At 70.2% G+C, this 23,686-nt stretch carries 17 protein-coding genes; 15 read left to right on the top strand and 2 right to left on the bottom strand.

Annotation, left to right across the window (positions count from 1 at the left end; genetic code table 11):
- The first annotated feature begins 72 nt into the window (after nt 1-72).
- The 9 genes from ACZ7M2_RS04965 (at nt 73) to ACZ7M2_RS04925 (ending at nt 15,162) form a co-directional block, all read left to right on the top strand.
- A complete protein-coding gene (locus ACZ7M2_RS04965) occupies nt 73-4,173 on the top strand; it encodes an Rne/Rng family ribonuclease (protein WP_471594145.1) in 4,101 nt (1,366 codons plus the stop codon).
- A gap of 260 nt (nt 4,174-4,433) precedes the next feature.
- Entirely contained in the window at nt 4,434-4,754 is a 321-nt protein-coding gene (gene rplU / locus ACZ7M2_RS04960) for a 50S ribosomal protein L21 (protein WP_006374708.1), read from the top strand.
- A gap of 14 nt (nt 4,755-4,768) precedes the next feature.
- A complete protein-coding gene (rpmA, locus tag ACZ7M2_RS04955; RefSeq protein ID WP_028802588.1) occupies nt 4,769-5,023 on the top strand; it encodes a 50S ribosomal protein L27 in 255 nt (84 codons plus the stop codon).
- Between the two features lie 132 nt (nt 5,024-5,155).
- The gene (obgE, locus tag ACZ7M2_RS04950; RefSeq protein WP_352046207.1) at nt 5,156-6,592 is read left to right on the top strand and encodes a GTPase ObgE; all 1,437 of its coding nucleotides are present in this window, start codon (nt 5,156-5,158) and stop codon (nt 6,590-6,592) included.
- A 235-nt stretch (nt 6,593-6,827) separates the two neighbouring features.
- The gene (locus ACZ7M2_RS04945) at nt 6,828-8,378 is read left to right on the top strand and encodes an alkaline phosphatase D family protein (protein ID WP_471594144.1); all 1,551 of its coding nucleotides are present in this window, start codon (nt 6,828-6,830) and stop codon (nt 8,376-8,378) included.
- A 143-nt stretch (nt 8,379-8,521) separates the two neighbouring features.
- Nucleotides 8,522-9,757: a hypothetical protein gene (locus tag ACZ7M2_RS04940; protein ID WP_471594143.1), complete on the top strand. Its 1,236-nt coding sequence runs from the start codon at nt 8,522-8,524 to the stop codon at nt 9,755-9,757.
- A gap of 193 nt (nt 9,758-9,950) precedes the next feature.
- Nucleotides 9,951-11,450 carry a D-ribitol-5-phosphate cytidylyltransferase gene (locus tag ACZ7M2_RS04935; protein ID WP_403688303.1) on the top strand — a complete coding sequence of 500 codons (1,500 nt, stop codon included), beginning with the start codon at nt 9,951-9,953 and terminating at the stop codon, nt 11,448-11,450.
- A 174-nt stretch (nt 11,451-11,624) separates the two neighbouring features.
- Complete coding sequence (locus ACZ7M2_RS04930) at nt 11,625-13,727, top strand: hypothetical protein (RefSeq protein WP_471594142.1); 2,103 nt, start codon at nt 11,625-11,627, stop codon at nt 13,725-13,727.
- A 229-nt stretch (nt 13,728-13,956) separates the two neighbouring features.
- Nucleotides 13,957-15,162 carry a glycosyltransferase family 2 protein gene (locus ACZ7M2_RS04925; RefSeq protein ID WP_471594141.1) on the top strand — a complete coding sequence of 402 codons (1,206 nt, stop codon included), beginning with the start codon at nt 13,957-13,959 and terminating at the stop codon, nt 15,160-15,162.
- Between the two features lie 188 nt (nt 15,163-15,350).
- On the opposite strand, the gene ACZ7M2_RS04920 is transcribed toward ACZ7M2_RS04925, so the two are convergent.
- Nucleotides 15,351-16,748 carry a polysaccharide pyruvyl transferase family protein gene (locus ACZ7M2_RS04920; protein ID WP_471594140.1) on the bottom strand — a complete coding sequence of 466 codons (1,398 nt, stop codon included), beginning with the start codon at nt 16,746-16,748 and terminating at the stop codon, nt 15,351-15,353.
- Nucleotides 16,749-17,029: 281 nt separating this feature from the next.
- Here ACZ7M2_RS04920 and proB point away from each other — a divergent pair, with 281 nt between their 5' ends.
- From proB to ACZ7M2_RS04895, 5 genes are all read left to right on the top strand, one after another.
- A complete protein-coding gene (gene proB / locus ACZ7M2_RS04915) occupies nt 17,030-18,136 on the top strand; it encodes a glutamate 5-kinase (protein WP_403688639.1) in 1,107 nt (368 codons plus the stop codon).
- Between the two features lie 195 nt (nt 18,137-18,331).
- The gene (locus tag ACZ7M2_RS04910) at nt 18,332-18,820 is read left to right on the top strand and encodes a hypothetical protein (protein ID WP_471594139.1); all 489 of its coding nucleotides are present in this window, start codon (nt 18,332-18,334) and stop codon (nt 18,818-18,820) included.
- Between the two features lie 61 nt (nt 18,821-18,881).
- The gene (locus tag ACZ7M2_RS04905) at nt 18,882-20,168 is read left to right on the top strand and encodes a glutamate-5-semialdehyde dehydrogenase (RefSeq protein WP_471594138.1); all 1,287 of its coding nucleotides are present in this window, start codon (nt 18,882-18,884) and stop codon (nt 20,166-20,168) included.
- Nucleotides 20,169-20,257: 89 nt separating this feature from the next.
- Nucleotides 20,258-20,881 (top strand): SCO2584 family spore wall biosynthesis protein, encoded by a 624-nt coding sequence (locus ACZ7M2_RS04900; protein ID WP_471594137.1) that lies wholly within the window; start codon nt 20,258-20,260, stop codon nt 20,879-20,881.
- Between the two features lie 144 nt (nt 20,882-21,025).
- Entirely contained in the window at nt 21,026-22,093 is a 1,068-nt protein-coding gene (locus ACZ7M2_RS04895; protein ID WP_471594136.1) for an SCO2583 family membrane protein, read from the top strand.
- Nucleotides 22,094-22,220: 127 nt separating this feature from the next.
- On the opposite strand, the gene ACZ7M2_RS04890 is transcribed toward ACZ7M2_RS04895, so the two are convergent.
- Complete coding sequence (locus tag ACZ7M2_RS04890) at nt 22,221-23,399, bottom strand: M48 family metallopeptidase (protein ID WP_471594135.1); 1,179 nt, start codon at nt 23,397-23,399, stop codon at nt 22,221-22,223.
- A 103-nt stretch (nt 23,400-23,502) separates the two neighbouring features.
- Here ACZ7M2_RS04890 and ACZ7M2_RS04885 point away from each other — a divergent pair, with 103 nt between their 5' ends.
- The gene (locus ACZ7M2_RS04885) at nt 23,503-23,661 is read left to right on the top strand and encodes a hypothetical protein (protein WP_095854716.1); all 159 of its coding nucleotides are present in this window, start codon (nt 23,503-23,505) and stop codon (nt 23,659-23,661) included.
- Nucleotides 23,662-23,686 lie beyond the last annotated feature (25 nt).

Below are 23,686 nucleotides of genomic sequence, written 5' to 3'. Positions count from 1 at the left end.
GCGAGCCGCGGACGTCACCGGCACTGCCGGACCAGGCGCGGCGCCCGGGAGCCTGACGGGAGATCCACCCGCATGCTCGAGCCGACCGAACCCACTGAGGGTTCCGACAACAACAACACTCCGAGCGACACCCTGCCGCCGCGGCGCCGCCGCCGTGCGGCGTCGCGTCCGGCCGGCCCGCCCACGGGCGCGGCCGAGTCCCCGTCCGTGGCCGAGACCACGGCTCCGGCCATACCGCCGGTGGCATCGGCCGAGGCCATGGCCACAGCCGAGGGCGTCGAGGCTCTCGAGACCGAAGAGGCCCAGGAGACCGAAGAGACGGTGGAGGAGGCGGTGGCTCAGGCCGCTGCCGCCGAGCCGGTCGAGTCGGTCGGGCCCGCCGAGGACGCCGCTCCGCGCCGTACGCGTCGCCGCGCCACCCGCCGGGCGTCCGCGCCCGCCGGTGCGCCGGTGACGGCCGAGGCGACAACGGCGGCGGAGACCGTGGTGCCCGCGACCGCGCCGGCCGAGGCCGAGGCCCAGGCCGAAGAGGCCCCCGCTGCCGAAGCGGCCCCCGCCGTCGAGGAGGAGGCGGCGCCCGCCGCCCGTCCGCGTCGTCGTGCGACCCGTCGTGCCTCCGCACCGACCGGTGCGCCCAAGGCGGCCGAGGCCGCCCGGACCACCGAGGCCGCTCGGACCCCTGAGGTCTCTGAGGCCCCTGAGGCTGCTGAGACCCCTGAGGTCGTCAGGGAGCCCGTCGAGGCGCAGGCCGAAGAGGCCCCCGCCGCCGAGGACGCCGCACCCCGTCGCACCACCCGTCGTCGCGCCACCCGGCGCGTCTCCGCGCCCGCCGGTGCGCCCGAGGGCGACGCCGCCGACGAGCGTGTGGAGGCGCCCGTGACCAGCGAGACCAGCCCCAGCGAGAGCAAGCCCGCGGCCGAGGCCGAGAGCAAGCCCGCCGCGGAGGCCGAGACCACGCCCGCGGCCGAGGCCGAGACCGCCGAGGACGGCGCCCCGCGCCGGACCCGCCGCCGTGCCACGCGCAAGGCCGCTGTCGGTTTCTCCGCCCCCGCGCCGAAGGAGGCCGAGTCCGCGCGACGGCCCGCGCGTCCGGCCGTCGCCGTGTTCCAGGCGCCCGTGTTCACCGAGCCGATGTTCCAGACGCCGGAGCGGGCCGCCGCCGCGGCTGCCGCCGAGGCGGCGGAAGTGGCCGCCGAGGCCCCCCAGGCCGAAGAGGTCGTCGAGGTACCCGTGGCCGTCGAGGAGGAGACGGGCGGACGCCGTCGCCGTCGCCGCCGGGCCGTCGAGGAGGCACCCGCGGCCCCGGCCGCGGAGCCCGTCGACGAGGTGGAGGAGCCCGACGAGTCCGCCGAGGACGTCGAGGACGGCGCCGAGGACGACGAGTCCGAGGAGGAGTCCGCGGGCTCGCGCCGCCGTCGCCGTCGTGGTGGCCGTCGCCGTCGCCGCGGCGAGTCCGCCGAGGCGGACGGTGAGGCCGGTGACGACGAGTACGCCGCCGAGCAGGCCGCGCAGGACGCCGAGGACACCGCCGAGCAGGCCGAGGAGGACGCCGAGGAGGCGGACGAGCGCGACGAGCCGGGCGGTTCCGGCTCCAGCAGCAGCCGTCGCCGCCGTCGGCGTCGTCGTCGCGCCGGTGACTCCGGCCCCGAGGCCGAGCCCGGCGAGAACGACCCCGAGCGCACCGTCGTCAAGGTCCGCGAGCCGCGCGGCAAGAAGGACGAGCACCCGTCCGACGAGGTGCAGTCCATCAAGGGCTCGACCCGCCTGGAGGCCAAGAAGCAGCGCCGCCGTGAAGGGCGCGAGCAGGGCCGCCGTCGCGTTCCGATCATCACCGAGGCTGAGTTCCTGGCCCGCCGTGAGGCCGTCGAGCGTGTGATGGTCGTCCGCCAGAGCGGCGAGCGCACGCAGATCGGCGTCCTCGAGGACAACGTGCTCGTCGAGCACTACGTCAACAAGGAGCAGTCGACCTCGTACGTCGGCAACGTCTACCTGGGCAAGGTCCAGAACGTGCTGCCGTCGATGGAGGCCGCCTTCATCGACATCGGCAAGGGCCGCAACGCCGTGCTCTACGCCGGTGAGGTCAACTTCGAGGCGCTCGGCATGGCCAACGGGCCGCGCCGCATCGAGAGCGCGCTGAAGTCCGGTCAGTCGGTCCTCGTGCAGGTCACCAAGGACCCGATCGGCCACAAGGGCGCCCGCCTCACCAGCCAGGTCTCCCTGCCCGGCCGCTACCTGGTCTACGTGCCCGAGGGCTCGATGACCGGTATCAGCCGCAAGCTGCCCGACACCGAGCGTGCGCGCCTGAAGACCATCCTCAAGAAGATCGTCCCCGAGGACGCGGGCGTCATCGTGCGCACCGCCGCCGAGGGAGCGAGCGAGGACGAGCTGGCCCGCGACGTCGAGCGTCTGCAGGCGCAGTGGGAGGACATCCAGAAGAAGGCGAAGAGCGGCGGCAGTTCGAACGCGCCGTCCTTGCTGTACGGCGAGCCGGACATGACCGTCCGTGTCGTCCGCGACATCTTCAACGAGGACTTCACCAAGGTCATCGTCAGCGGCGACGAGGCGTGGGAGACCATCCACGGGTACGTGTCCCACGTCGCGCCCGACCTGGCCGACCGTCTCTCGAAGTGGACCTCCGAGGTCGACGTCTTCGCGACGTACCGCATCGACGAGCAGCTGATGAAGGCCCTGGACCGCAAGGTCTGGCTGCCCAGCGGCGGTTCGCTGGTGATCGACAAGACCGAGGCCATGGTCGTGGTCGACGTCAACACCGGCAAGTTCACCGGTCAGGGCGGCAACCTCGAAGAGACCGTGACCAGGAACAACCTGGAGGCGGCCGAGGAGATCGTGCGCCAACTGAGGCTGCGCGACCTGGGCGGCATCGTCGTCATCGACTTCATCGACATGGTCCTGGAGTCCAACCGGGACCTGGTGCTGCGGCGCCTTCTGGAGTGCCTGGGACGCGACCGTACGAAGCACCAGGTCGCCGAGGTGACCTCGCTGGGCCTGGTGCAGATGACGCGCAAGCGTGTCGGCCAGGGTCTGCTGGAGTCCTTCTCGGAGACCTGCGTCCACTGCAACGGCCGTGGCGTGATCGTGCACATGGAGCAGCCGACCTCGGTCGGAGGCGGCGGCAAGCGCAAGAAGCGCGGCCGTGGTGGCGCCGAGCAGGTCCACGAGCACGACCACGAGCTCGAGCACGCGCACGAGATCGCGGAGGAGCCGGAGACGGTCGAGAGCGAGGCCGAGGTGGCCGCCGAGGTCGCCGCGCCCGTCGCCCTGGTCGAGCAGGAGTTCCAGCCGGACGAGGAGCTGTACAGCAGCGCCGCCGAGGCGGAGGCCGCGGCTTCCCGTGGCGGCCGTTCGCGGCGCCGGGCGACCCGGCGCGTGTCGGCTCCCGCGGGTGCGCCGAAGGCAGAGGAGCGTGCTCCCCGGGGCCGCCGTGAGGAGCGGGCCGAGCGGACCGAGCGGGCTCTGACGTCCCACGAGGCCGCCGCGTCCGAGCCGGTCGCGGTCGAGGACCCGGTCGTCGAGGCGCCCGAGGTCACGCCGGCCGCTGAGGCCGCTCCGGCCCCCGTGGTCGCCGTACCGGAGGACGAGGCCGCTCCCAAGGGCCGTACGCGTCGTCGCGCCACCCGCAAGGTGTCGGCTCCGGCCGGTTCCCCGAAGGCGGCGGAAGAGGCCGTGGTGACGGTTACGGAGCCGGTCGCGGCGCCCGCGCCGGAGGCCGCCGCCGAGGTCGTCGAGCCGCAGCCCGCGCCGGTCGCCGAAGCGCCCGCCGAGGTCGCCGCGCCGGCCCGCCCGCGTCGCCGCGCCGTCCGCAAGGCCACCGCGCCCACCGCGTCCGAGGAGGCGGCCGTCGTGGTCGTCCCGTCGGCCTCGGCGGAGCCGGCCGAGGCTCCCGCGGCGGTCGAGACGGCGGCCGAGACCGCGGTCGAGACGGACGCCGAGGCCCCGGCCCCGGCCAAGAAGACGGCCGCCCGCAAGACGGCCAAGAAGGCGACGGCGAAGAAGGCCGCCACCAAGAAGACCGCTGCCAAGAAGACGGTCGCCAAGAAGGCCACGGCCAAGAAGGCGACCGCGAAGAAGGCGGCCGCCAAGACCACCGCGAAGAAGACCGCGGCGGCCGAGCAGCAGGACCGTTCGACAGTCTCGGCGACCACCGAGGACTGACGCGGAACCGGCGGAGGGCTGACGGAAGTCGGTCCCTCCGCTGCTCCGACAGCATGACGGTGGCCCGGTTTGACCCCTCAAGCCGGGCCCCGTAACCTAGACCGTCGGCGTGTCCCCTGACGCGCCGCACCCCCGTAAACCTCTTCCTCCCGTAATTCTGCGTGTCATGCGTGTTCGCGTGCCGTGCGCTTCGGGAGAGGCCGCTCGCGCAGCGCGCGGCTGGACTGCGGGGTTCCGTTCCGAGCGAGAGAGAGATCCGCGTGTACGCCATCGTGCGCAGCGGTGGTCGCCAGCACAAGGTTGCTGTCGGCGACATCGTTGAGGTTGACAAGATTTCCACTGCCAAGGTTGGCGACACGGTCGAGCTCTCGACCCTGCTCGTTGTCGACGGCGACGCCGTGACCAGCGACCCGTGGGTCCTTGCCGGCATCAAGGTCCAGGCCGAGATCGTGGACCACCACAAGGGCGTCAAGATCGACATCCTTCGCTACAAGAACAAGACCGGTTACCGCCGTCGTCAGGGCCACCGCCAGCAGTACACGGCGATCAAGGTCACTGAGATCCCCGCGGCTGCGAAGTAAGGGACTGAGGAGAGATGGCACACAAGAAGGGCGCATCGTCCACTCGGAACGGTCGCGACTCCAATGCTCAGCGGCTCGGCGTGAAGCGCTTCGGCGGTCAGGTCGTCAACGCCGGTGAGATCCTGGTCCGCCAGCGCGGCACCCACTTCCACCCGGGCAACGGCGTCGGCCGTGGCAAGGACGACACGCTGTTCGCCCTTGACGCCGGTGCGGTGGAGTTCGGTACCCACCGTGGCCGCAAGGTCGTGAACATCGTTCCGGTCGCCTGACCGGTTCTTTCGCGAGGCGGACCTCACTTCCCGTACGGGAAGCGGGTCCGCCTTTCGCGTGTTTTGAAGAGAAGCGGCTCTGTGGCATACAGGGTTGCGCAGGACTTTCGTACGTAACTGGAGGCACATCCCATGACCACCTTCGTGGACCGCGTCGAGCTGCACGTCGCCGCGGGTAGCGGGGGCCACGGCTGTGCCTCCGTACACCGGGAGAAGTTCAAGCCGCTCGGCGGCCCGGACGGCGGCAACGGTGGCCGGGGCGGTGACGTGATGCTGGTCGTCGACCAGTCCGTGACCACGCTGCTCGACTACCACCACAAGCCGCACCGCAGCGCCACCAACGGCAAACCCGGCGAGGGCGGCAACCGCTCCGGCAAGGACGGGCAGGACCTGATCCTGCCGGTGCCGGACGGCACGGTCGTGCTCGACAAGGCGGGTAACGTCCTCGCGGACCTCGTCGGCCACGGCACGTCGTACGTCGCCGCACAGGGCGGTCGCGGTGGCCTCGGCAACGCGGCGCTGTCGTCGGCCCGCCGCAAGGCGCCCGGCTTCGCGCTGCTCGGTGTCCCCGGTGACTTCCAGGACATCGTCCTGGAGCTGAAGACCGTCGCGGACGTGGCCCTCGTCGGCTACCCGAGCGCCGGCAAGTCCTCCCTCATCTCCGTCCTGTCGGCCGCCAAGCCGAAGATCGCGGACTACCCCTTCACGACCCTCATCCCCAACCTGGGCGTGGTGACGGCGGGCGAGACGGTCTACACGATCGCGGACGTGCCCGGCCTCATCCCCGGCGCCAGCCAGGGCAAGGGCCTCGGCCTCGAGTTCCTCCGCCACGTCGAGCGCTGCAGCGTGCTGGTGCACGTGCTGGACACGGCGACCCTGGAGTCCGAGCGCGACCCGGTCACCGACCTCGACATCATCGAGGAAGAGCTGAAGCAGTACGGCGGCCTCGGCAACCGCCCGCGCATCGTCGTCCTCAACAAGATCGACGTGCCGGACGGCAAGGACCTCGCCGAGATGGTCCGCCCCGACCTGGAGGCCCGCGGCTACCGCGTCTTCGAGGTGTCGGCGGTTGCGCACATGGGCCTGAAGGAGCTGTCCTTCGCGCTCGCCGAGATGGTCGGCACGGCGCGCGCCGCCAAGCCCAAGGAGGAGGCGACCCGGATCGTCATCCGCCCGAAGGCGGTCGACGACACCGGCTTCACCGTGGTCCAGGAGGAGGACGGCCTCTACCGCGTGCGCGGCGAGAAGCCCGAACGCTGGGTCCGTCAGACCGACTTCAACAACGACGAGGCCGTCGGCTACCTCGCCGACCGTCTCAACCGCCTCGGCGTCGAGGCGGAGCTGATGAAGGCGGGCGCCCGCTCGGGCGACGGCGTCGCCATCGGCCCCGAGGAGAACGCGGTCGTCTTCGACTGGGAGCCCACCGTCATGGCCGGCGCGGAGATGCTCGGCCGCCGTGGTGAGGACCACCGTCTCGAAGCCCCGCGGCCCGCCGCGCAGCGCCGCCGCGACAAGCAGGCGGAGCGCGACGACGCGGACAAGGAGTACGACGACTTCGAGCCGTTCTAGGTCGACGTCCCCGGTCCCTCTGCCGCCGTTCGTTCGGCTGCGGGTGGGCGGGGGTTGCTCGCGCGGTTCCCCGCGTCCCTGAAAAGGGCGCGGGGAACCGCGCGATCTTTTGAGCATGAGAGGTCGCCCTTCACCTTCTTGTCATGCTCTTGATTAACTCCGTTCAGCGAGCGGGCCACTGCGGCGTGTGAGCCTCCCGATGTCCAAGGGGCCACCGACGCAGGGGAGTTCACCGATGACCGGAACCGTCTCGCGCGATCGACGCCGCTTTCTCACCGCCGGCGCCGCGGCCCTGGGGGCCGCCGCCACCAGCCAGTTGTGGCTTCCGGGCACCGCCCGCGCCGCCGAACCCCCGCTGCCCGACGGGGTGTTCACCCTCGGTATCGCCTCCGGCGACCCGCTGCCCGACGCCGTCGTGCTGTGGACCAGGCTCGCCCCCGACCCGCTGAACGGCGGCGGCATGCCCGACCGCGCGGTTCCGGTGGAGTGGGAGATCGCCGAGGACGCCCGTTTCGGGAGGCCGGTGCGGCGGGGCGTCGCGCAGGCGCTGCCCGAGTACGGGCACAGCGTCCACGTCGACGTCCGCGGACTGCGCCCCGACCGCGCGTACTGGTACCGCTTCCGCGCCGACGGCCAGCTCTCGCCGGCCGGCCGCACCCGCACCGCCCCGCACCTCCACAGCTCCGGCGGCTCGCTGCGCGTCGCGCTCGCCTCCTGCCAGAACTGGCAGAACGGCTACTTCACCCCGTACGCCGACATGCTGGCCCAGGATCCCGACTTCGTGCTCTTCGTCGGCGACTACATCTACGAGTCTCCGCCGTCGGCGACGGCCGTCCGCCGGCACGAGGGCGGCGGGGAGCCGTACACCCTCGTCCAGTACCGCAACCGCTACGCGCAGTACCGCACCGATCCGCACCTCCTGGCGATGCACGCCGCGGCGCCCTGGGTGGTCACCTTCGACGACCACGAGGTCGACAACGACTTCGCCGGGGAGATTCCGCAGGACCCGGCCAAGCAGTCGCACGACGCGTTCGTGGCCCGGCTGACCGCCGCCTACCAGGCGTACTACGAGCACATGCCGGTCCGGGCGACCGCGGTGCCGAACGGTCCGCACATCCGGATGCACCGGCGGCTCGACTTCGGTCGGCTGGTCCGGCTGAACGTCCTGGACACCCGGCAGTTCCGCAGCGACCAGGCGACCACCCAGGCGGGCGCCGAGGACCCATCGATGACCATGCTCGGCGCCGAGCAGAAGGCCTGGCTGCTGCGCGGGCTGCACCACTCACCGACGCGCTGGAACCTGATCGCCTCGCAGATCATGATGGCCGAGACCGATCTGCAGATCGGCCCCGGCAAGCTCTGGTTCTACGACGCCTGGGACGGCTACCAGGCCGAACGCAACGCGCTCATGGGGGAGTTGTCCACCGTGCGCAACCCCGTCGTGCTGACCGGGGACCGACACCTCACCATGATCAGCGACCTCAGGAAGGACTTCGCCGACCCGGAGTCCGCCGTCGTCGGCGCCGAGTTCGTCGGGACCTCCATCTCCAGCGGCGGTGACCAGGACCAGGTGGCCTTCCACACCGAGTGGGACCCGCGGATGCCGGACAACCCGCACTGGAAGTTCATCGACGCCCACCGCGGCTACCACCTCTTCGACATCCGGCGCGACGGCATCGACGCCACCGTCCGCGCCCCGGAGACCGTGCTGCGGCCGGACGCCGCGTCCAGCACGCTGGCCCGGCTGCGGGTCGAGGCGGGGAAGCCGGGCGTGCGTCTGGTCTGAGCAGCGTTGTTCCGGGGCTCACAGATCTCATGGAACTCTCAGCACTCATGGAACTCTCAGAACTCATGGGATTCCTGGGACTCATGTGAGTCCCAGGACATTCTCAGGTAAGGCTCAGGTAAGAGATTTAACCTCCGTTGACCATGGAGACCGACTGTACGCATCACGACTCGGCGGCCCCGGAGGCGGAGACCGGCGAAACCGTCCCGAAGAGCGCCCCCACACCGCTGCCCCCCGGCACCCGGCTGCTGCACATCGGCCCGCACAAGACCGGGACCACGTCGATCCAGAGCGCCCTGTTCGCCGCGAAGGACGCGATGGCCGGGCACGGCGTCGACTTCCCGGCCCACAGCAGGCACCCGATGGAAGCCGCCCTCGCGGTCTGCGCCCGGCCCGGGATGATGGGCGACGCCAAGCCCACCGAGAGGCACTGGCAGCGGCTCGTCGACGCGGTGCACGCCACCGGCAGGCGCACCTCGGTGGTCAGCAGCGAGTTCTTCGCCGATGCGCCCGACGACGAGGCCATCGCCCGGATCGTCGACGACCTCGGCCGGGGCCAGGGCCGGGATCAGGGCCGGGTTCATGTTTTGGTCACCCTGCGGCCGCTGGCGAAGATCATGCCCTCGCAGTGGCAGCAGTACGTGCAGAACGGTCTGCGCATGGGCTACGAGGACTGGCTCGAACACATGCTGCGCAAGGCCCCGTACGAGAAGCCCAATCCGAGCTTCTGGCGCCGTCACCGCCACGACCGGCTCGTCGAACGCTGGGTGCGGGTCGTCGGTGCCGAGAACGTCACCGTCGTGGTGGTCGACGACCGCGACCGCGACGGTCTGATGCGCACCTTCGAATCCCTCCTCGGCCTGCCCGACGGTCTCCTGGTGCCGGTGCCGGACACGGCCAATCGCTCACTCACGTTCGCCGAGACCGAAATGCTGCGGAAACTCAATAGGGAGTTCCGCGGTAATGGGCTGCCCGACGAGGTGTATTCCAGGATGGTGCGTGGCGGCGCCGTCATGCATATGAAGAACGCCTGCCTCCCGGCCCCGGACGACGCGCGGATCACCACGCCCCGCTGGGCGCTGGAGGCGGCCGCCGGTATCGGCGCGGAGATGGCCGGGCGGATCGCCGCCATGGGCGTACGGGTGCTCGGTGACCCGGCGTTGCTGTCCGTCGTACCCAGCGTCGCGAGCGCCGAGGAGACGGGGCCGCCGCGGATCGATCCGGAGGTGGCGGCCCATGCGCTGTACGGGGCGCTCGCCGTGGCGGCCGCGACTCCCGCGTATCCCCCCGAGTCCGTGCGCTCGGTTCACCAGACCCCGTCCAGGGAACTCGTCCGGGTTCTCGGTCACCGGGTCCTCAAGCGTCTGAAGCGGGCGTGAAGAGCGCACGTAAAACGTGTGCAGTTACTCACAGCAAATCCGGACAATACGGTTCGGAATCTCGGAAGATACCTGCCTGCAAGGTGAATAGCCGGTTGCGTGCACATAAGCAGCAGAGGGCGCTCACCTTGCATGGCAGTAACGGAAAGTGGGAGCATCCCAAAGTTCCCTGTCGCCCCAAGGTAGGTCACCTGTGTCTGAGCACTTTGCCAAGCCCCGTACCACCGCAGTGATCCTGGCCGGCGGCACCGGTCAGCGCGTGGGTCTGTCGATTCCGAAGCAACTGCTGAAGATCGCAGGCAAGGCGGTCATCGAACACACGCTGACCACCTTCGAACAGGCCGAGTCGATCGACGACATCATCGTGCTGATGGCTCCCGGCTATGTGCCGGACGTCGAGAAGATCGTCGCGAAGGCGGGGCTGAAGAAGGTCACTCAGGTGATCGAGGGGGGCTCGACGCGGAACGAGACCACCGAGCGCGCGATCGCCGCGCTCGGCGAGGGTCTGGCCGAGGGCGAGGACGCCAACGTCCTCTTCCACGACGCCGTGCGCCCGCTGCTGTCCGAGCGCGTCATAGACGACTGCGTCACGGCCCTGGAGCGTTACCAGGCCGTCGACGTCGCCATCCCCTCCGCGGACACGATCATCGTGACCCGCACCCACGGCGAGGACGGCGAGTTCATCACCGAGATCCCGGACCGCTCCCGGCTGCGCCGCGGCCAGACGCCCCAGGCGTTCAAGCTGTCCACGATCCGCCGCGCCTACGAGGTCGCGGCGGGCGACCCCAACTTCCAGGCCACCGACGACTGCTCGGTCGTGCTCAAGTACCTGCCGGACGTGCCGATCCACGTCGTCGCGGGCGACGAGTACAACATGAAGGTCACTCAGCCCGTCGACGTCTTCATCGCCGACAAGCTCTTCCAGCTGGCCTCCACCGCCGCCCCCGAGCAGGCCGACGAGGCCGCCTACCGCGAGCTGCTCAGCGGCAAGACCGTGGTGGTCTTCGGCGGTTCGTACGGCATCGGCAAGGACATAGCCGAACTCGCCGAGGGCTACGGCGCGAAGACCTACGCGCTCGGCCGCTCGACCACCGGCACCCACGTCGAGAACCCGGAGGAGGTCGACGACGCGCTGTCCACGGCGTACGCCGAGACCGGGCGCATCGACTACGTCATCAACACCGCCGGGGTGCTGCGCATAGGCAAGCTCGCGGAGACGGACAACGCGACGATCGAGGAAGCGCTGAAGGTCAACTATCTGGCCCCGGTGCAGATCGCCCGCTCCGCCTACAAGTACCTCGCCGAGAGCAACGGCCAGCTGCTGCTCTACACCTCCAGCAGCTACACCCGTGGTCGCGCCGAGTACAGCCTCTACTCCTCCACCAAGGCCGCCATGGTGAACCTCACCCAGGCGCTGTCCGACGAGTGGGCGGGCGACGGCATCCGCGTCAACTGCATCAACCCCGAGCGCACCGCGACTCCGATGCGCACCAAGGCCTTCGGCCAGGAGCCCGCGGGCTCGCTGCTCTCCTCCGAGGCGGTCGCGCGTACCTCGCTGGACGTCCTCCTGTCCGAAATGACCGGTCACGTCATCGACGTACGCCAGCAGGACCCGACCGCCGGCGCCGGACGGGCCTCCGGATTCGAAGCGGCGCTGGCCAGCGTGCTGGACCGGCAGGACGGCGTGGCATAATTAACATCCATTAGTTTTCTTGGAATTCAGGCCTCTGAGTCTGCGCGTTTGCCGCGTATTCACAGAGGCCTGAGTCAGTAAAATTCCCGGATTGTCCGCGATCGCCCGCAAGGCCCTTTTCGTTAATCAAGCAGTAACAAAACCGGCATACACCCCCCAAGAGCAGGTTTATCCGTGATATCCACCGCTATACGCGTTGCCCGGGTGGGCAGTGCGGCCGAGTTGGCCGCGGCGGCCCTCATGATGCTGGGCTTCCCCTGCCTGATGCTGGCCGCGCTTCTCCCGAGCGTCGGTGCCTTCGCCGCCGCGGCCGCTGTGACGTACCTGGCGGACCACTATCTGCACCGGCGCGGCAGTTATCTGATCAACCGCCTCAGCAAGGTGCGCGCCGGTCTGTCCATCAGGTTCCTGATCCGACAGCTGCTCCTGGTCCTGCTGCTCGCACGCCTGGACCTGTCCGACAGCATGGTCTTCTACGCGGCGATCGCGTGCTTCCTCGCCTTCTACGGCTTCCAGGCCCCGCACAGCGCGCTGATCACCATGATCCGGCTGCGCCGCAAGATGCCGGTCGCCACCCGCAACGTCGACCTGGCCTCGCGCATCCGCATCCCGGACGCACCGCCGCGCGCCCTGCTCAACCGGGCCGCCGAAAAGATGCTCCACCTCGACCTGCTGGCCGTCGCCGGCGTCCTCGTCACCGGGGCCACCGACACCAACGTGTACGGCTTCGCGGGCATCGGGGTCACGCTGGTGCTGGCGTTCGTCTACGTCGTCACGCTCGTCCCGTACATCCGCGGCAAGAAGACCCCGCCGAACGCGGACACGGTCCTGGCGGCGGTCGACGGCTGGCTGCGCGAGTACCGCCCGGAGACGGTGCTGTACTTCTCGGGCTCCAAGGACTCGGCGTACCAGGTCAACATGTGGCTGGAGACGATGGAGCAGCTGGACACCCGGCCGCTGATCATCCTGCGCGAGCGCGCCATCCTGGAGCGCATGGCGCCCACCACGGTGCCGGTCATCTGCGTGCCCGGAGGGGTGCACCTGATGAACATGGACCTGTCCACGGTGCGTGTCGCGCTGTACGCGGCGAACGTCGGCAAGAACATCCACATGCTGCGCGTCCCGACCATGAAGCACGTCTTCATCGGCCACGGCGACAGCGACAAGCTGGCCAGCGTCAACCCGTTCAGCAAGGCGTACGACGAGGTGTGGACCGCCGGTCGCGCGGGACGCGACCGCTACGCCATCGCCGACGTCGGTGTCCGCGACGACGACATAGCGGAGGTCGGCCGCCCGCAGCTCGCCCCGATCCAGACCTGGCGGGGCGTGCCCGAGGGGCGTATCCCCACGGTCCTGTACGCCCCCACCTGGGAGGGCTGGGACGACAACCCGGGCAACACCTCGATCCTGCTGGCGGGCGCCAACATCGTGCGCGCGCTGCTGAAGGCCGAGCAGCCCGTCCGCGTCCTCTACAAGCCGCACCCGTTCACCGGCACCCGCAGCCCGCAGGCCAAGACCGCGCACGAGAAGATCGTCGCGCTGGTCGAGAAGGCGGCCGCCGAGCGCGCCGCCGACCCGCGCTTCGCCGTCGACGCGGCGGCCCAGTCCGCGGCCAAGGCGGAGCTGGCCCGCATCGGGGCCCGCATCGAGAAGCTGACCGGTGTCACCGAGAGCGGCGACGAGGCCGAGGCCACCCGCGACGGCATGGTCGACACGGCCGCGCACGCCGAGGTCGCCCGGCTGCGCACCGAGTGGAACGACGCCTACTGGCGCTCGTTCGGCAGCTGGGAGCACCGGGTCATCACGGGCGCCGAGCCGCGCCTGTACGACTGTTTCAACGTCTCCGACGCGATGGTCTCCGACATCTCGTCCGTGGTCTCCGACTTCATCGCGAGCGGCAAGCCGTACGCGGTCACGGACTCCGCGGAGCTGGGCGTCGAGGAGTTCAAGCGGCAGAACACCGCGGTGCGTGCCGCCGTGATCCTGTCGAACTCGGCGAGCGAGCTGGGCGAACTGCTCGCCGAGGTCACCGATCCGTCCGGGGACGCGCTCGCCGCCGACCGCCGGGAGCTGAAGGAGTACCTGCTCGGCCCCGACGAGCCGGCGTCGATCGACCAGTTCAACGCCGCGGTGCGCGACCTCGCGAAGAAGTCCCGGGCGCGCAACCTCGGTCAGGAGACCGGTGCGTCGGCCGCCGCCGTGGAGCTCGCGAACGGAGTTCCCGGGCAGCGCAAGGCTTCGGCGGACGAGACGGGCGGCGCGGCCGTCAAGGGCTGATCCCTCTCGCCGAGCAGTCATCTCGCCGAGCAGTCGCCTCTCCGAGCAGTCAGTGACAGGGTCCGGCCCCGAGGAGCATCCTCGGGGCCGGACCCTGTCCCGTTCCCCGTAAACCTGTGAACCGCATCACATTTGGGGTCCGGTGAGGCAACCTCTTAGTACTTTCAACCGTCTTTGAGGTAGCCCTTTAGGTGATACGGGGGAAATGTTCGGATGACAATGGAGAAACGTGACCGTGACGCAGCCTGATGTGAGCGTGATCATCGGGGCGTACGAGGCCATGCCCTACCTGGTCAAGTGCCTGGAGTCGGTCGAGGCCCAGACGCTCGACCCCGCTCGTATCGAGGTCATCGCCGTCGACGACGGGTCGAAGGACGGCACCGGCGAGTACCTCGAGGAGTTCGCCAAGCGTGCGGCCATGGCCGTCACGGTGATCCGGCAGGCCAACTCCGGCGGCCCCAGCGGCCCGCGCAACGTCGGCCTCGACAAGGCCCGCGGCCGGTTCGTCTTCTTCCTCGACGCCGACGACTATTTCGGCCCCGAGGCCCTGGAGCGCATGGTCGCCATGGCCGACGAGCACAGCACGGACGTCGTGCTCGGCAAGGTCATCGGCGTCAACCGCAACGCCCCCAAGTCGATGTGGGGCAAGAACCAGCCCCGTACGGACGTCTTCTCCTCGCAGATCAAGTTCACGCTCAGCGCGCAGAAGCTCTTCCGGCGCGAGCTGCTCACCCGGCACGACATGCACTTCGACGAGTCGCTGAAGACCGGCGAGGACGCCCTCTTCACCATGGAGGCCTACCTCCGCGCCGACGGCGTCTCCGTGGTCGCCGACTACGACTGCTACTACCTCGTCGGCCGCGACGACGGAAAGCACGTCACCAAGAGCGGCAGCTACACCCTGCGCTTCGACTCCGCCCGCGCCCTGATGGGCCTGATCGCCGAGCACGTGCCCGCGGGCAAGCGCCGCGACGGCCTGATGGTCCGCCCCTTCCTCGTCACGCTGCTGCCGCAGTTCGGCCCCGTCTTCCTCAGAGACGACGAGGAGGTCAGACAGAACAAGCTCGTGCTGGCCAAGCCACTGATCGACGCGTACTGGACCGAGGGGGTCGCGAACCGCCTCAAGGTCAACGAGCGGCTCAGGGTGAACCTCGCCGGTCAGGGCCGGGGCGACCTGCTGGTGGACGTCCTGGACTTCATCAAGAAGAAGAAGGCGCCCACCCTCCACGTGGATCCGCGCAGCCGCAAGGCCTACCTCGCCTACCCGCACTTCCGGGACAAGGCGGCGCCGCTCCCGGACGGCTGGTTCGTCCCGACCTCCCGCGAGACGGTCACCATCGAGAGCTTCAAGTTCGCCCCCGCCGCCCACTTCCCGGGCATGCGCACCGCCCGCAAGATGGCGCGCAAGATCCTCGGACCGCGCCGCGCGGGCTGACGAAGAGGCCCGTTCCGCGGCCCGGAGGGCTACGGAACGGGCGCTCGGTGAATCACCTGGCCACCAAGACGGCCGATGAGGGCTGCTCAGGGCCGGTGAAGGCCTGAAGGCCGGTGAAGGCTGAAGGCGCCCCCGACTGCGGAGCAGCCAGTGACGGCTACTGGCGCCCCGCCTGTAGCCGGGGACAGCTACTGGCGCCCCGCCTGCAGAGCCTTCCGCAGCGGGCGCCCCACCGCTCGCCGGGCGATGCGGTAGACGGAGCGCTGCGGCGCCGCCGCGGCCGCCGGCTTCACGGCGGTCTTGCGGGCCTTGTCGAGTTCGCGCTTGAGCTTCGCGTTGTCCGTGGACAGTTCGCCGATACGGGTCTGGAGCCAGCCGAACCGGCTGGTCAGCGAGGCGACGTCGGAGTCGTTCCAGGGGCGGATGCCGGCCGGGAAGGCGAGCGAGCGCAGCCGCTTCTCGTGCGCCGCGCCCCCGTCGCCGTGCGTGAACGTGTTCTCCAGGCCGTTGCGCTCCAGGAAGCCCATGAAGCGGTCGAAGCGCTCCTGGTGGCCGCCGGTGAGCGAGCCGAAGTCCGCCTCCGCGTACAGCTCGGCCGGGTCGAGGTCCTGCGGCAGCGCGTTGATCCTGCGGTGCGGGATGCCGAAGTAGCGGCACAGTTCGAGGGTGCGAGAGTCGCCGCACAGCACGGTCGCGGGCGTACCCGCCAGCAGCGCCGCGATATTGCCGTGGATGCGGGAGCCGAACGAGAAGTCGAAGTCCCGCAGGTCGTCGATCCAGGTCACGGGGTCGATGTACACACGGACCTTGTCCTCGCGGTACATCGGGTGATCGGGGTGCGTGGGCATCGCGGTGACGGAACCGTTCGGATCCGACAGGTCGCGCCAGTGCAGCTGGCGGCCGTCGCTGAGGTTCTGTCCGACGAACCGCAGGTGAGGGTAGCGGGCGTGCGCCCGGCGGATGACGCCGTCCAGGCCCTGGGACTTCACCGCACTGTGCGAGCCGTTGATCGCGACCCGGGACTCGGGACCGAGCGCGGGCGCGTTCTTGCGTACGTCGAGCTCCCTGCCGTACATGAACATCGACGGGCAGCCGATGACCTCGACGTCGCGGAAGCCCATGTCCTTCAGGTATCGCTCGGTGAACTCACCGCGCACCCCGATGGACGCGCTGCGCTCGAGCACGGCGGCGACGAACTCCCGGACAGCCGGTTCCATGGGCTTCAGCCTGGCCGGGTTGTAGTCCAGACCGCTCTGCGCGCCGATACCCGGCACGACCACCGGGATCCGCAACTTGCTGATCAGCTGCGTCAGCCGCCTGAGCTGGGGCTCGAACGAGGGCCGGAACGCGTTGGCCAGCGGAACGACGAAGGCGTCGTACTCCTCGTTGATGCGGCCCGCGGCGGCGACGTTGGTACGGATGCCGTTCGACACGACCTCGGCGCGAGGCGTCTCGAGGATCTTGTGCGCGGCGTCGCTGAAGATCAGGTTTCCCGCGTTGGTGGCGATGACGTCCTGGTGGAGGGCCTGCTCCACAGGGACGACGTCGTACGGGCTTTTCCCTGATCTCAGGAGTATGCGCTTCACCGGATGAACATTAGATGCCACGTTGGTCAACTTATCTTTGCGCCATCTTTAAGTTCTATGAGGAACCCGCACAACCTTTTTTGCATACGCGGGACGTGAGCGAGCGGCTACGCCCCGGTGATCACGAGGGGGCGGGCGCCGTCCGCAGGCTGGACCGACGGGCGCCGCCCCCGCCCGTTCGCGTAGATTGCCGGGCGGGACCGACGCGAGGGGACACACCGCAGGTGGCAGGGCAGGTGACTGGGCACATGGCAGGCCAGGTGGCAGGGGCGAGGCAGGCCGTGGCCGGGGCCCACAGGATTGTCGTCAAGGTGGGTTCCTCGTCGCTGACCACGGCCGCGGGCGGACTCGACGCCGACCGTGTCGACGCGCTCGTCGACGTCCTCGCCAAGCACCGCAGCGGCGGCGAGAAGGAGATCGTCCTCGTCTCGTCCGGCGCCATCGCGGCCGGCCTCGCCCCACTCGGGCTGCGCCGTCGCCCCAAGGACCTGGCCCGGCAGCAGGCCGCCGCCAGCGTCGGCCAGGGCCTCCTGGTCGCCCGGTACACAGCCTCCTGCGCCCGCCATGGCGTCCGCGTCGGTCAGGTGCTCCTCACCTCCGACGACACCAGCCGGCGCGCCCACCACCGCAACGCCGCCCGCACCCTCGACAAGCTCCTCGCGATGGGCGCCCTGCCGGTCGTCAACGAGAACGACACCGTCGCCACGGACGAGATCCGCTTCGGCGACAACGACCGGCTCGCCGCGCTCGTCGCCCACCTCGTACGGGCCGACCTGCTTGTCCTGCTCTCCGACGTGGACGGCGTGTACGACGGTGACCCCAGCAAGCCCGGCACCTCGCGGATAGCGGAGGTCCGCGGACCCGGGGACCTCGCTCACGTCGACATCGGCACCGCGGGCAAGGCGGGCGTCGGCACCGGCGGCATGGTCACCAAGGTCGAGGCGGCCAGGATCGCGGCAGCCGCGGGCATCCCCGTGGTGCTCACCTCCGCCGTGCACGCCGCCGAGGCCCTCGCGGGCGGCGACACCGGCACGTACTTCCACCCCACCGGCAAACGCTCCGCCGACCGACTGCTGTGGCTGCAGCACGCCTCGACCCCGCAGGGCGCGCTCGTCCTGGACGACGGGGCCGTGCGCGCGGTCGTCGACCGGCGCACCTCGCTGCTGCCGGCGGGTATCGCGGCCGTCGAGGGCGACTTCACCGCGGGCGACCCCGTCGAGCTGCGCGACAGCACGGGGCGGGCGGTCGCACGGGGCCTGGTGAACTTCGACGCCAAGGAGATTCCCCAGCTCATCGGGCGCTCGACCCGCGAGCTGGCCCGCGAGCTGGGCCCGGAGTACGAACGCGAGGTCGTACACAGGGACGACCTCGTGCTCCTGCATCCGTAAGACGCCTGTTCCGCACCACCTCTGAAACAGCTGTCCAGTACACCCGTAAAAGGCCGATTCCGAGGCCCCCGCCGGGGGACGTTGTGTAAAAGTGCCACACGGCGGCTCCCCACCTGCTCAACTTTGTTGCGGGGAGACCCCGATGCAGCCCGATGCAGTACGACGATTGCGGACCATTGCGAAAAGGAGGCCGTCGTGAGACGAGTGCGCCCTGGGGCGGCGGCGTCCCGCGGCGGTGCCGCCTCCCGGGCGGGTGGTCCGGCTTCCCGCGCGACGGGCGAGGAACGGGCCCTGACGAGCGTCGCGGCCGGCGACACCTACGCGGGCGAGAGGCCGGCCGACCAGCCCCGGCTGTGGCACGTCACGCTGAGCGTCTCGGGTGGCGAGGCCCCGCTGAAGGAGGTCAGGCGTGCCCTCGAACAGCTGGCCCACGACCACCCGTTCCTGCTGACCAGCCGCTACGCCAACGACCACGCGGAGATCCGCTACTGGGAAGAGGCCCGCGACCTGCACGACGCGGCGGCCGTCGCCCTGCGCCTGTGGGGCGAACACCGCCAGACCGCCAAGCTCCCGCCCTGGGAGATCGTCGGCCTTGAGGTCATCGACCGCGAGACGTACCACCAACGGATCGCGGAGGGGTATGGGCCACTTCCGGCCACTCCGGTCGGAGTCCATCCCTTTTGACCCTGTCTCGGGGTGTGGGACAGCCGCGGGACGGGTCCGTCCGGCGCACTACCCTTCCGATATGACCACGCTCTCGCCGTACGACTCGATGTCCCCGGTCACCCAGGCCGCCTACCGCGCCAAGGCCGCCGCCGCCGATCTCGCACCCCTGCCGCGGGCCGAGAAGGACGACGCGCTGCTCGCGATCGCGGACGCGCTGGAGGTCCGTACGAGCGAGATCGTCGCGGCCAACGCCAAGGACATCGCGCGCGCCCGCGAGGCCGGCACCAGCGAGACCGTCATCGACCGGCTCACGCTCACGCCCGAGCGTGTGCGCGCCATCGCCTCGGACGTGCGGGACGTCGTCTCGCTGCCCGACCCGGTCGGCGAGGTCGTGCGCGGCTCGACCCTCCCGAACGGCATCGACCTGCGCCAGGTCCGCGTCCCGCTCGGCGTCGTCGGGATCATCTACGAGGCCCGCCCGAACGTCACGGTCGACGCCGCCGCCCTCTGCCTGAAGTCCGGCAACGCCGTCCTGCTGCGCGGCTCCTCCTCGGCCTTCGAGTCGAACACCGCTCTGGTCCGAGTGCTGCGCGACGCCGTGGGCGGCGCCGGACTGCCCGCCGACGCCATCCAGCTGGTGCCCGGCGAGGGCCGAGAGTCTGTCCGCGAGCTGATGCGAGCCCGCGGTCTGGTCGACGTCCTCATCCCGCGCGGCGGGGCCTCGCTGATCCGCACGGTCGTCCAGGAGTCCACCGTCCCCGTCATCGAGACCGGCACGGGCAACTGCCATGTGTACGTCGACGCCAACGCCGACCTCGACATGGCGATCGACATCCTGATCAACTCCAAGGCGCAGCGGCCCAGCGTCTGCAACTCCGCCGAGACGCTCCTCGTGCACCAGGACATCGCCCCCGCGTTCCTGCCGCGCGCCCTGGACGCCCTCGCGGACGCCGGAGTCACCGTGCACGCCGACGAGCGAGTCCTCGCCTACGCCAAGGACTCCAAGGCCACCGTCGTCGAGGCCACGCCCGAGGACTGGGAGACCGAGTACCTCTCGTACGACATCGCCGCCGCCGTCGTCGACTCGCTCGACCGGGCCGTCGAACACATCCGGCTGTGGACCTCCGGCCACACCGAGGCCATCGTCACCACCTCGCAGCAGGCCGCCCGCCGCTTCACCCAGCTGGTGGACTCCACCACGGTCGCCGTGAACGCCTCGACCCGCTTCACCGACGGCGGCCAGTTCGGCTTCGGTGCCGAGATCGGCATCTCCACGCAGAAGCTGCACGCGCGGGGACCGATGGGGCTGCCGGAGCTGACGAGCACCAAGTACATCGTCACGGGCGACGGACACATCCGGCGCTGAGCCCGCGCCCCGCGTGAGCCGCGTCTCGTCAGGCGGATGAATTTCCATACCGTCTGCCCAAAATGACCCCCCAGGTCTACTCTGGATCCGTGCCGGAGGACGTGGGGGGCACGCCGTTCCCTGACGGCTGGGAGCCCGACGACGACCGCGACCGCGGGGGTGCGGACGAAGAGTTCGCCTCCGTGGTCTTCGACGAGGACTTCGTACGTGCGGCGGTGATCCATGAGCCGACCGCCGTCGAACGCCTCCTAGCAGCCGCGCAGGCCCGCGCGGAGGCCTCAGAGGCCGAGGCGCGCCGGACACACTCCCGGGGTGCCCGCGGCGACGACGAGCGCTATGAGGACGGGTTCGGGCCCGACGGCCCTGGCGATTTCGACCATGACCCGGACCTGGACGACCTCGACGACACCGAGATCCTCGAAGGCCGCTACGGAGTGCCGGGCTCGTACGGCAGATACGGCAGGGCCTACGGAAAACAGGCCCGCTGGCACCGCCCTGTCGCCTGGGTGCTCGCCCTCGTGATGGGCGTCGGCATGGTCGCCCTGGCCTTCACGGCGGTCTACCGGGGGGCCTCCTCGGGCCGCCAGGACCAGGTCCCGCCGCCCGCCTCCACGGGCCTCGAACAAGGCCAGGACAAGGTCACCGGCACCGGCCCCTCCGCTTCGGCCGAGTACTCCCATTCGGCCGTGTCCGCGGTTCCCCGAACGCCCTGACACCCATGGCGCCCGCGCCGTCCCTGACTGCCCTTCGAACATTCTGACGATCGCGATGGTCCGTGGCGATCCTGGTGAGAACCTGTCAGAAGTTGTCGTGTACCACGGCGTTTACCTGAGCCCCCGGAGACCTACCCTGAAGGTATGGGCGGGCCTGGAGACCCACCTGAGGGGACACCCGAGGGCGCTCCCGCTGGTGGAGAGGACGAATACCGATCCGTCGTCTTCGACGAGTCGTTCGTCCGCGCTGCCCGCCTCCAGGAGTTCTCCGCGCAGGAACGGATGGCCGACCACGCCCCGGCCGTACGCCGCCGCCCCACCCTCCAGCGAGGTCTGCCCCGGCAGGCGCTGATCCTGGTCCTGCTGATCGCCGTCGCCTTCGGCACCGCGATCTACATGGGCGTGCGGCACCCGTACCAGACCCCGGCCGCCCAGCCCCCCGAACCGCTGCGGATGACCGTCATACCCCTCGCGCCCCAGACCGCCGTACCGGGGGCCACGAGCGCCGAGGCGCTGTACGCGCACAGCCCGGCCGCCCAGTTCGCCGTCGGCGCCGACGGCATCGCGCTGCCCGCCTACCGGCGCACCGCGCACTTCTCCGACAGTCAGGTCGTGGCCGCCCTGACCACCGCCAAGGACTACCTGGTCAAGTCCTCGCTCGACCCGGAGGTGCTCACGGGGGTCACCAACCGGCCGGTGCGGATCCTGCTCGCCCCCCAGCAGCTCGACCAGTTCGACCAGAGCTTCGACCACCCGGCCGCCGACGGTCGGCACGCGCCCACCGGCTGGCTGGTCCGCTTCGACCCCACCCGCGCCCAGCTCGCCGACTCCAGGATCAGGGTGCAGGGCACCCTTCAGGCCGCCGAGTTCGACTCCAGCACCCTTGAGGTCGTCGCCGATCACACCTTCGTGTACGCCCTGAAGCCGGCCGGCTCGGACGCCAACGCGAAGGCCTCGCTGTTCACCGTCCGGCGCGAGCTGCAGTTCCGCTTCGACCGCGACGACCTGCGCATGCACCAGGCCGAGGTGGTCGTCTCCTACGTCCAGGCCGGACCGCTCGCGTGCTCCGAGGACTCGGTGAGCCATCTGCATCCGCTGCTCGCGGGCCAGACGGCGAAGGCGGGCGGCCCGGCCGGCACCGACCCGTACGCGACGGGCAGCGCGACGGCGCTGTGCGGCTCACTGGCGACGAGCTCGCAGCCGAGTGTCTGACGGTCGAAGGCCTGGCGGTTGATGCTCTGGCGGCCGATGCTCTGGCGGCCGACGGAGGGTCTGACAGCCGCAGGTCCGACGCTCAGAGTTCTGACCGTGACCGTCGCGTTCCCGGCTCCCGTACGTGTCAGTCGTCGTCCTCCGGGGTGCTGTCCCGGGGCGGCTGGTCCTTCGGCGAGGTCCGGTCCTCGGGGGCGGTCCGGTCGTTCGGGGCAGTCTGGTCCTTAGGGGTGCTCTGGTCCTTCGAGGTGCCGCCGGCGAAGCCTCCGAACCCGCGCCGCACCCGCCCGCCGAGGTCGCCCGCGCCCCCCGCGATGTCGCTGACCAGCTTCATCAGCGGGTCCTTGGAGTTCTTGACGTCCGTGGCGTAGCTCGCCGCCGACTGCCGGAAGGAGTCCGAGACCGAGGTCTCCTTGTCCTCGGTGCGCCGCGGATAGTGACCGTCCATGATCCGCTGGTAGTCGCGGGACTCCGCCCACTTCTTCAGCTCGGCGGCGCGCACCGTGGTGAAGGGGTGGGTGCGGGGGAGGGTGTTGAGGATCTTGAGCACGGAGTCGCGCAGGTCGCCCCCGGCCTCGTACTCCTCGGCCTGCTCGAGGAACGCGTCCACGTTCATCTCGTGCAGGTGATTTCCGCCCGCGAGCTTCATCAGGCCGCGCATCGAGGCCTTCAGGTCCTGCCCGACGAGGAGCCCCGCCCGGTCGGCCGACAGCTCCGACTTGCGGAACCACTCGCGCAGGGCGGTCACGATCGCCATGATCGCGATGTTTCCCAGCGGGATCCAGGCCACCCGGAGCGCCAGATTGGTCAGGAAGAGCAGGATCGTGCGGTAGACGGCGTGCCCGGAGAGCGCGTGGCCGACCTCGTGCCCGACGACGGCCCGCATCTCCTCCTCGTCCAGCAGCTCGACGAGCCCGGTCGTCACGACGATGATCGGCTCGTCCAGGCCGATGCACATCGCGTTCGGCTGCGGGTCCTGGGCGACGTACATCGGCGGGACCTTCTCCAGGTCCAGGATGTGGCAGGCGTCCCGCAGCATCGTGTTGAGGTGCGCGAACTGGGCGTCCGAGACGCGCACCGAGTCGGACAGGAACAGCAGCCGCAGGCTGCGCTCGGGCAGCAGGCCGCTCAGGGCCTTGAAGACCGTGTCGAAGCCGCTGAGCTTGCGCAGGGCCACGAGGGCCGAGCGGTCCGCGGGGTGCTCGTAGGTGCGCGAGGAGATCCCCTCGAAGCGCCTGCGCTGCCTGCTCGGCACGTTCTCGTGCCCGTTCTCCTGCCCGTTCTGGTGGTGGCCGTTGTCGGACATGTGTTCCCCCATGTGCGTCTGAGTGCCCTTTGTGCCCCCAAGGCACGGCCCAGCCTAGGCGGAGATAACGTGGACGGGCAGTACAGAGAAGGAGTCCATCACCATGGAGCACATCCCCGCAGCCGCCTGGCTCACCGAGGCCGCGAACGCGGCAGACAAGCAAGGCCCGGGCAATCTGCTCCGTGTCGTGCTGATCGTGATGATCGTCGGGGTGGGCCTGACCGCCTGGTTCCTGCTGCGCGGGTACAAGCGGGACGACTGACGCGGGGACAGACAGGACGGTTGGC

This window comes from Streptomyces sp. NPDC111507 (assembly GCF_055638955.1).
Note: the sequence above shows the minus strand (reverse complement) of the source record. Positions and strands in the feature narration are given on the sequence as shown.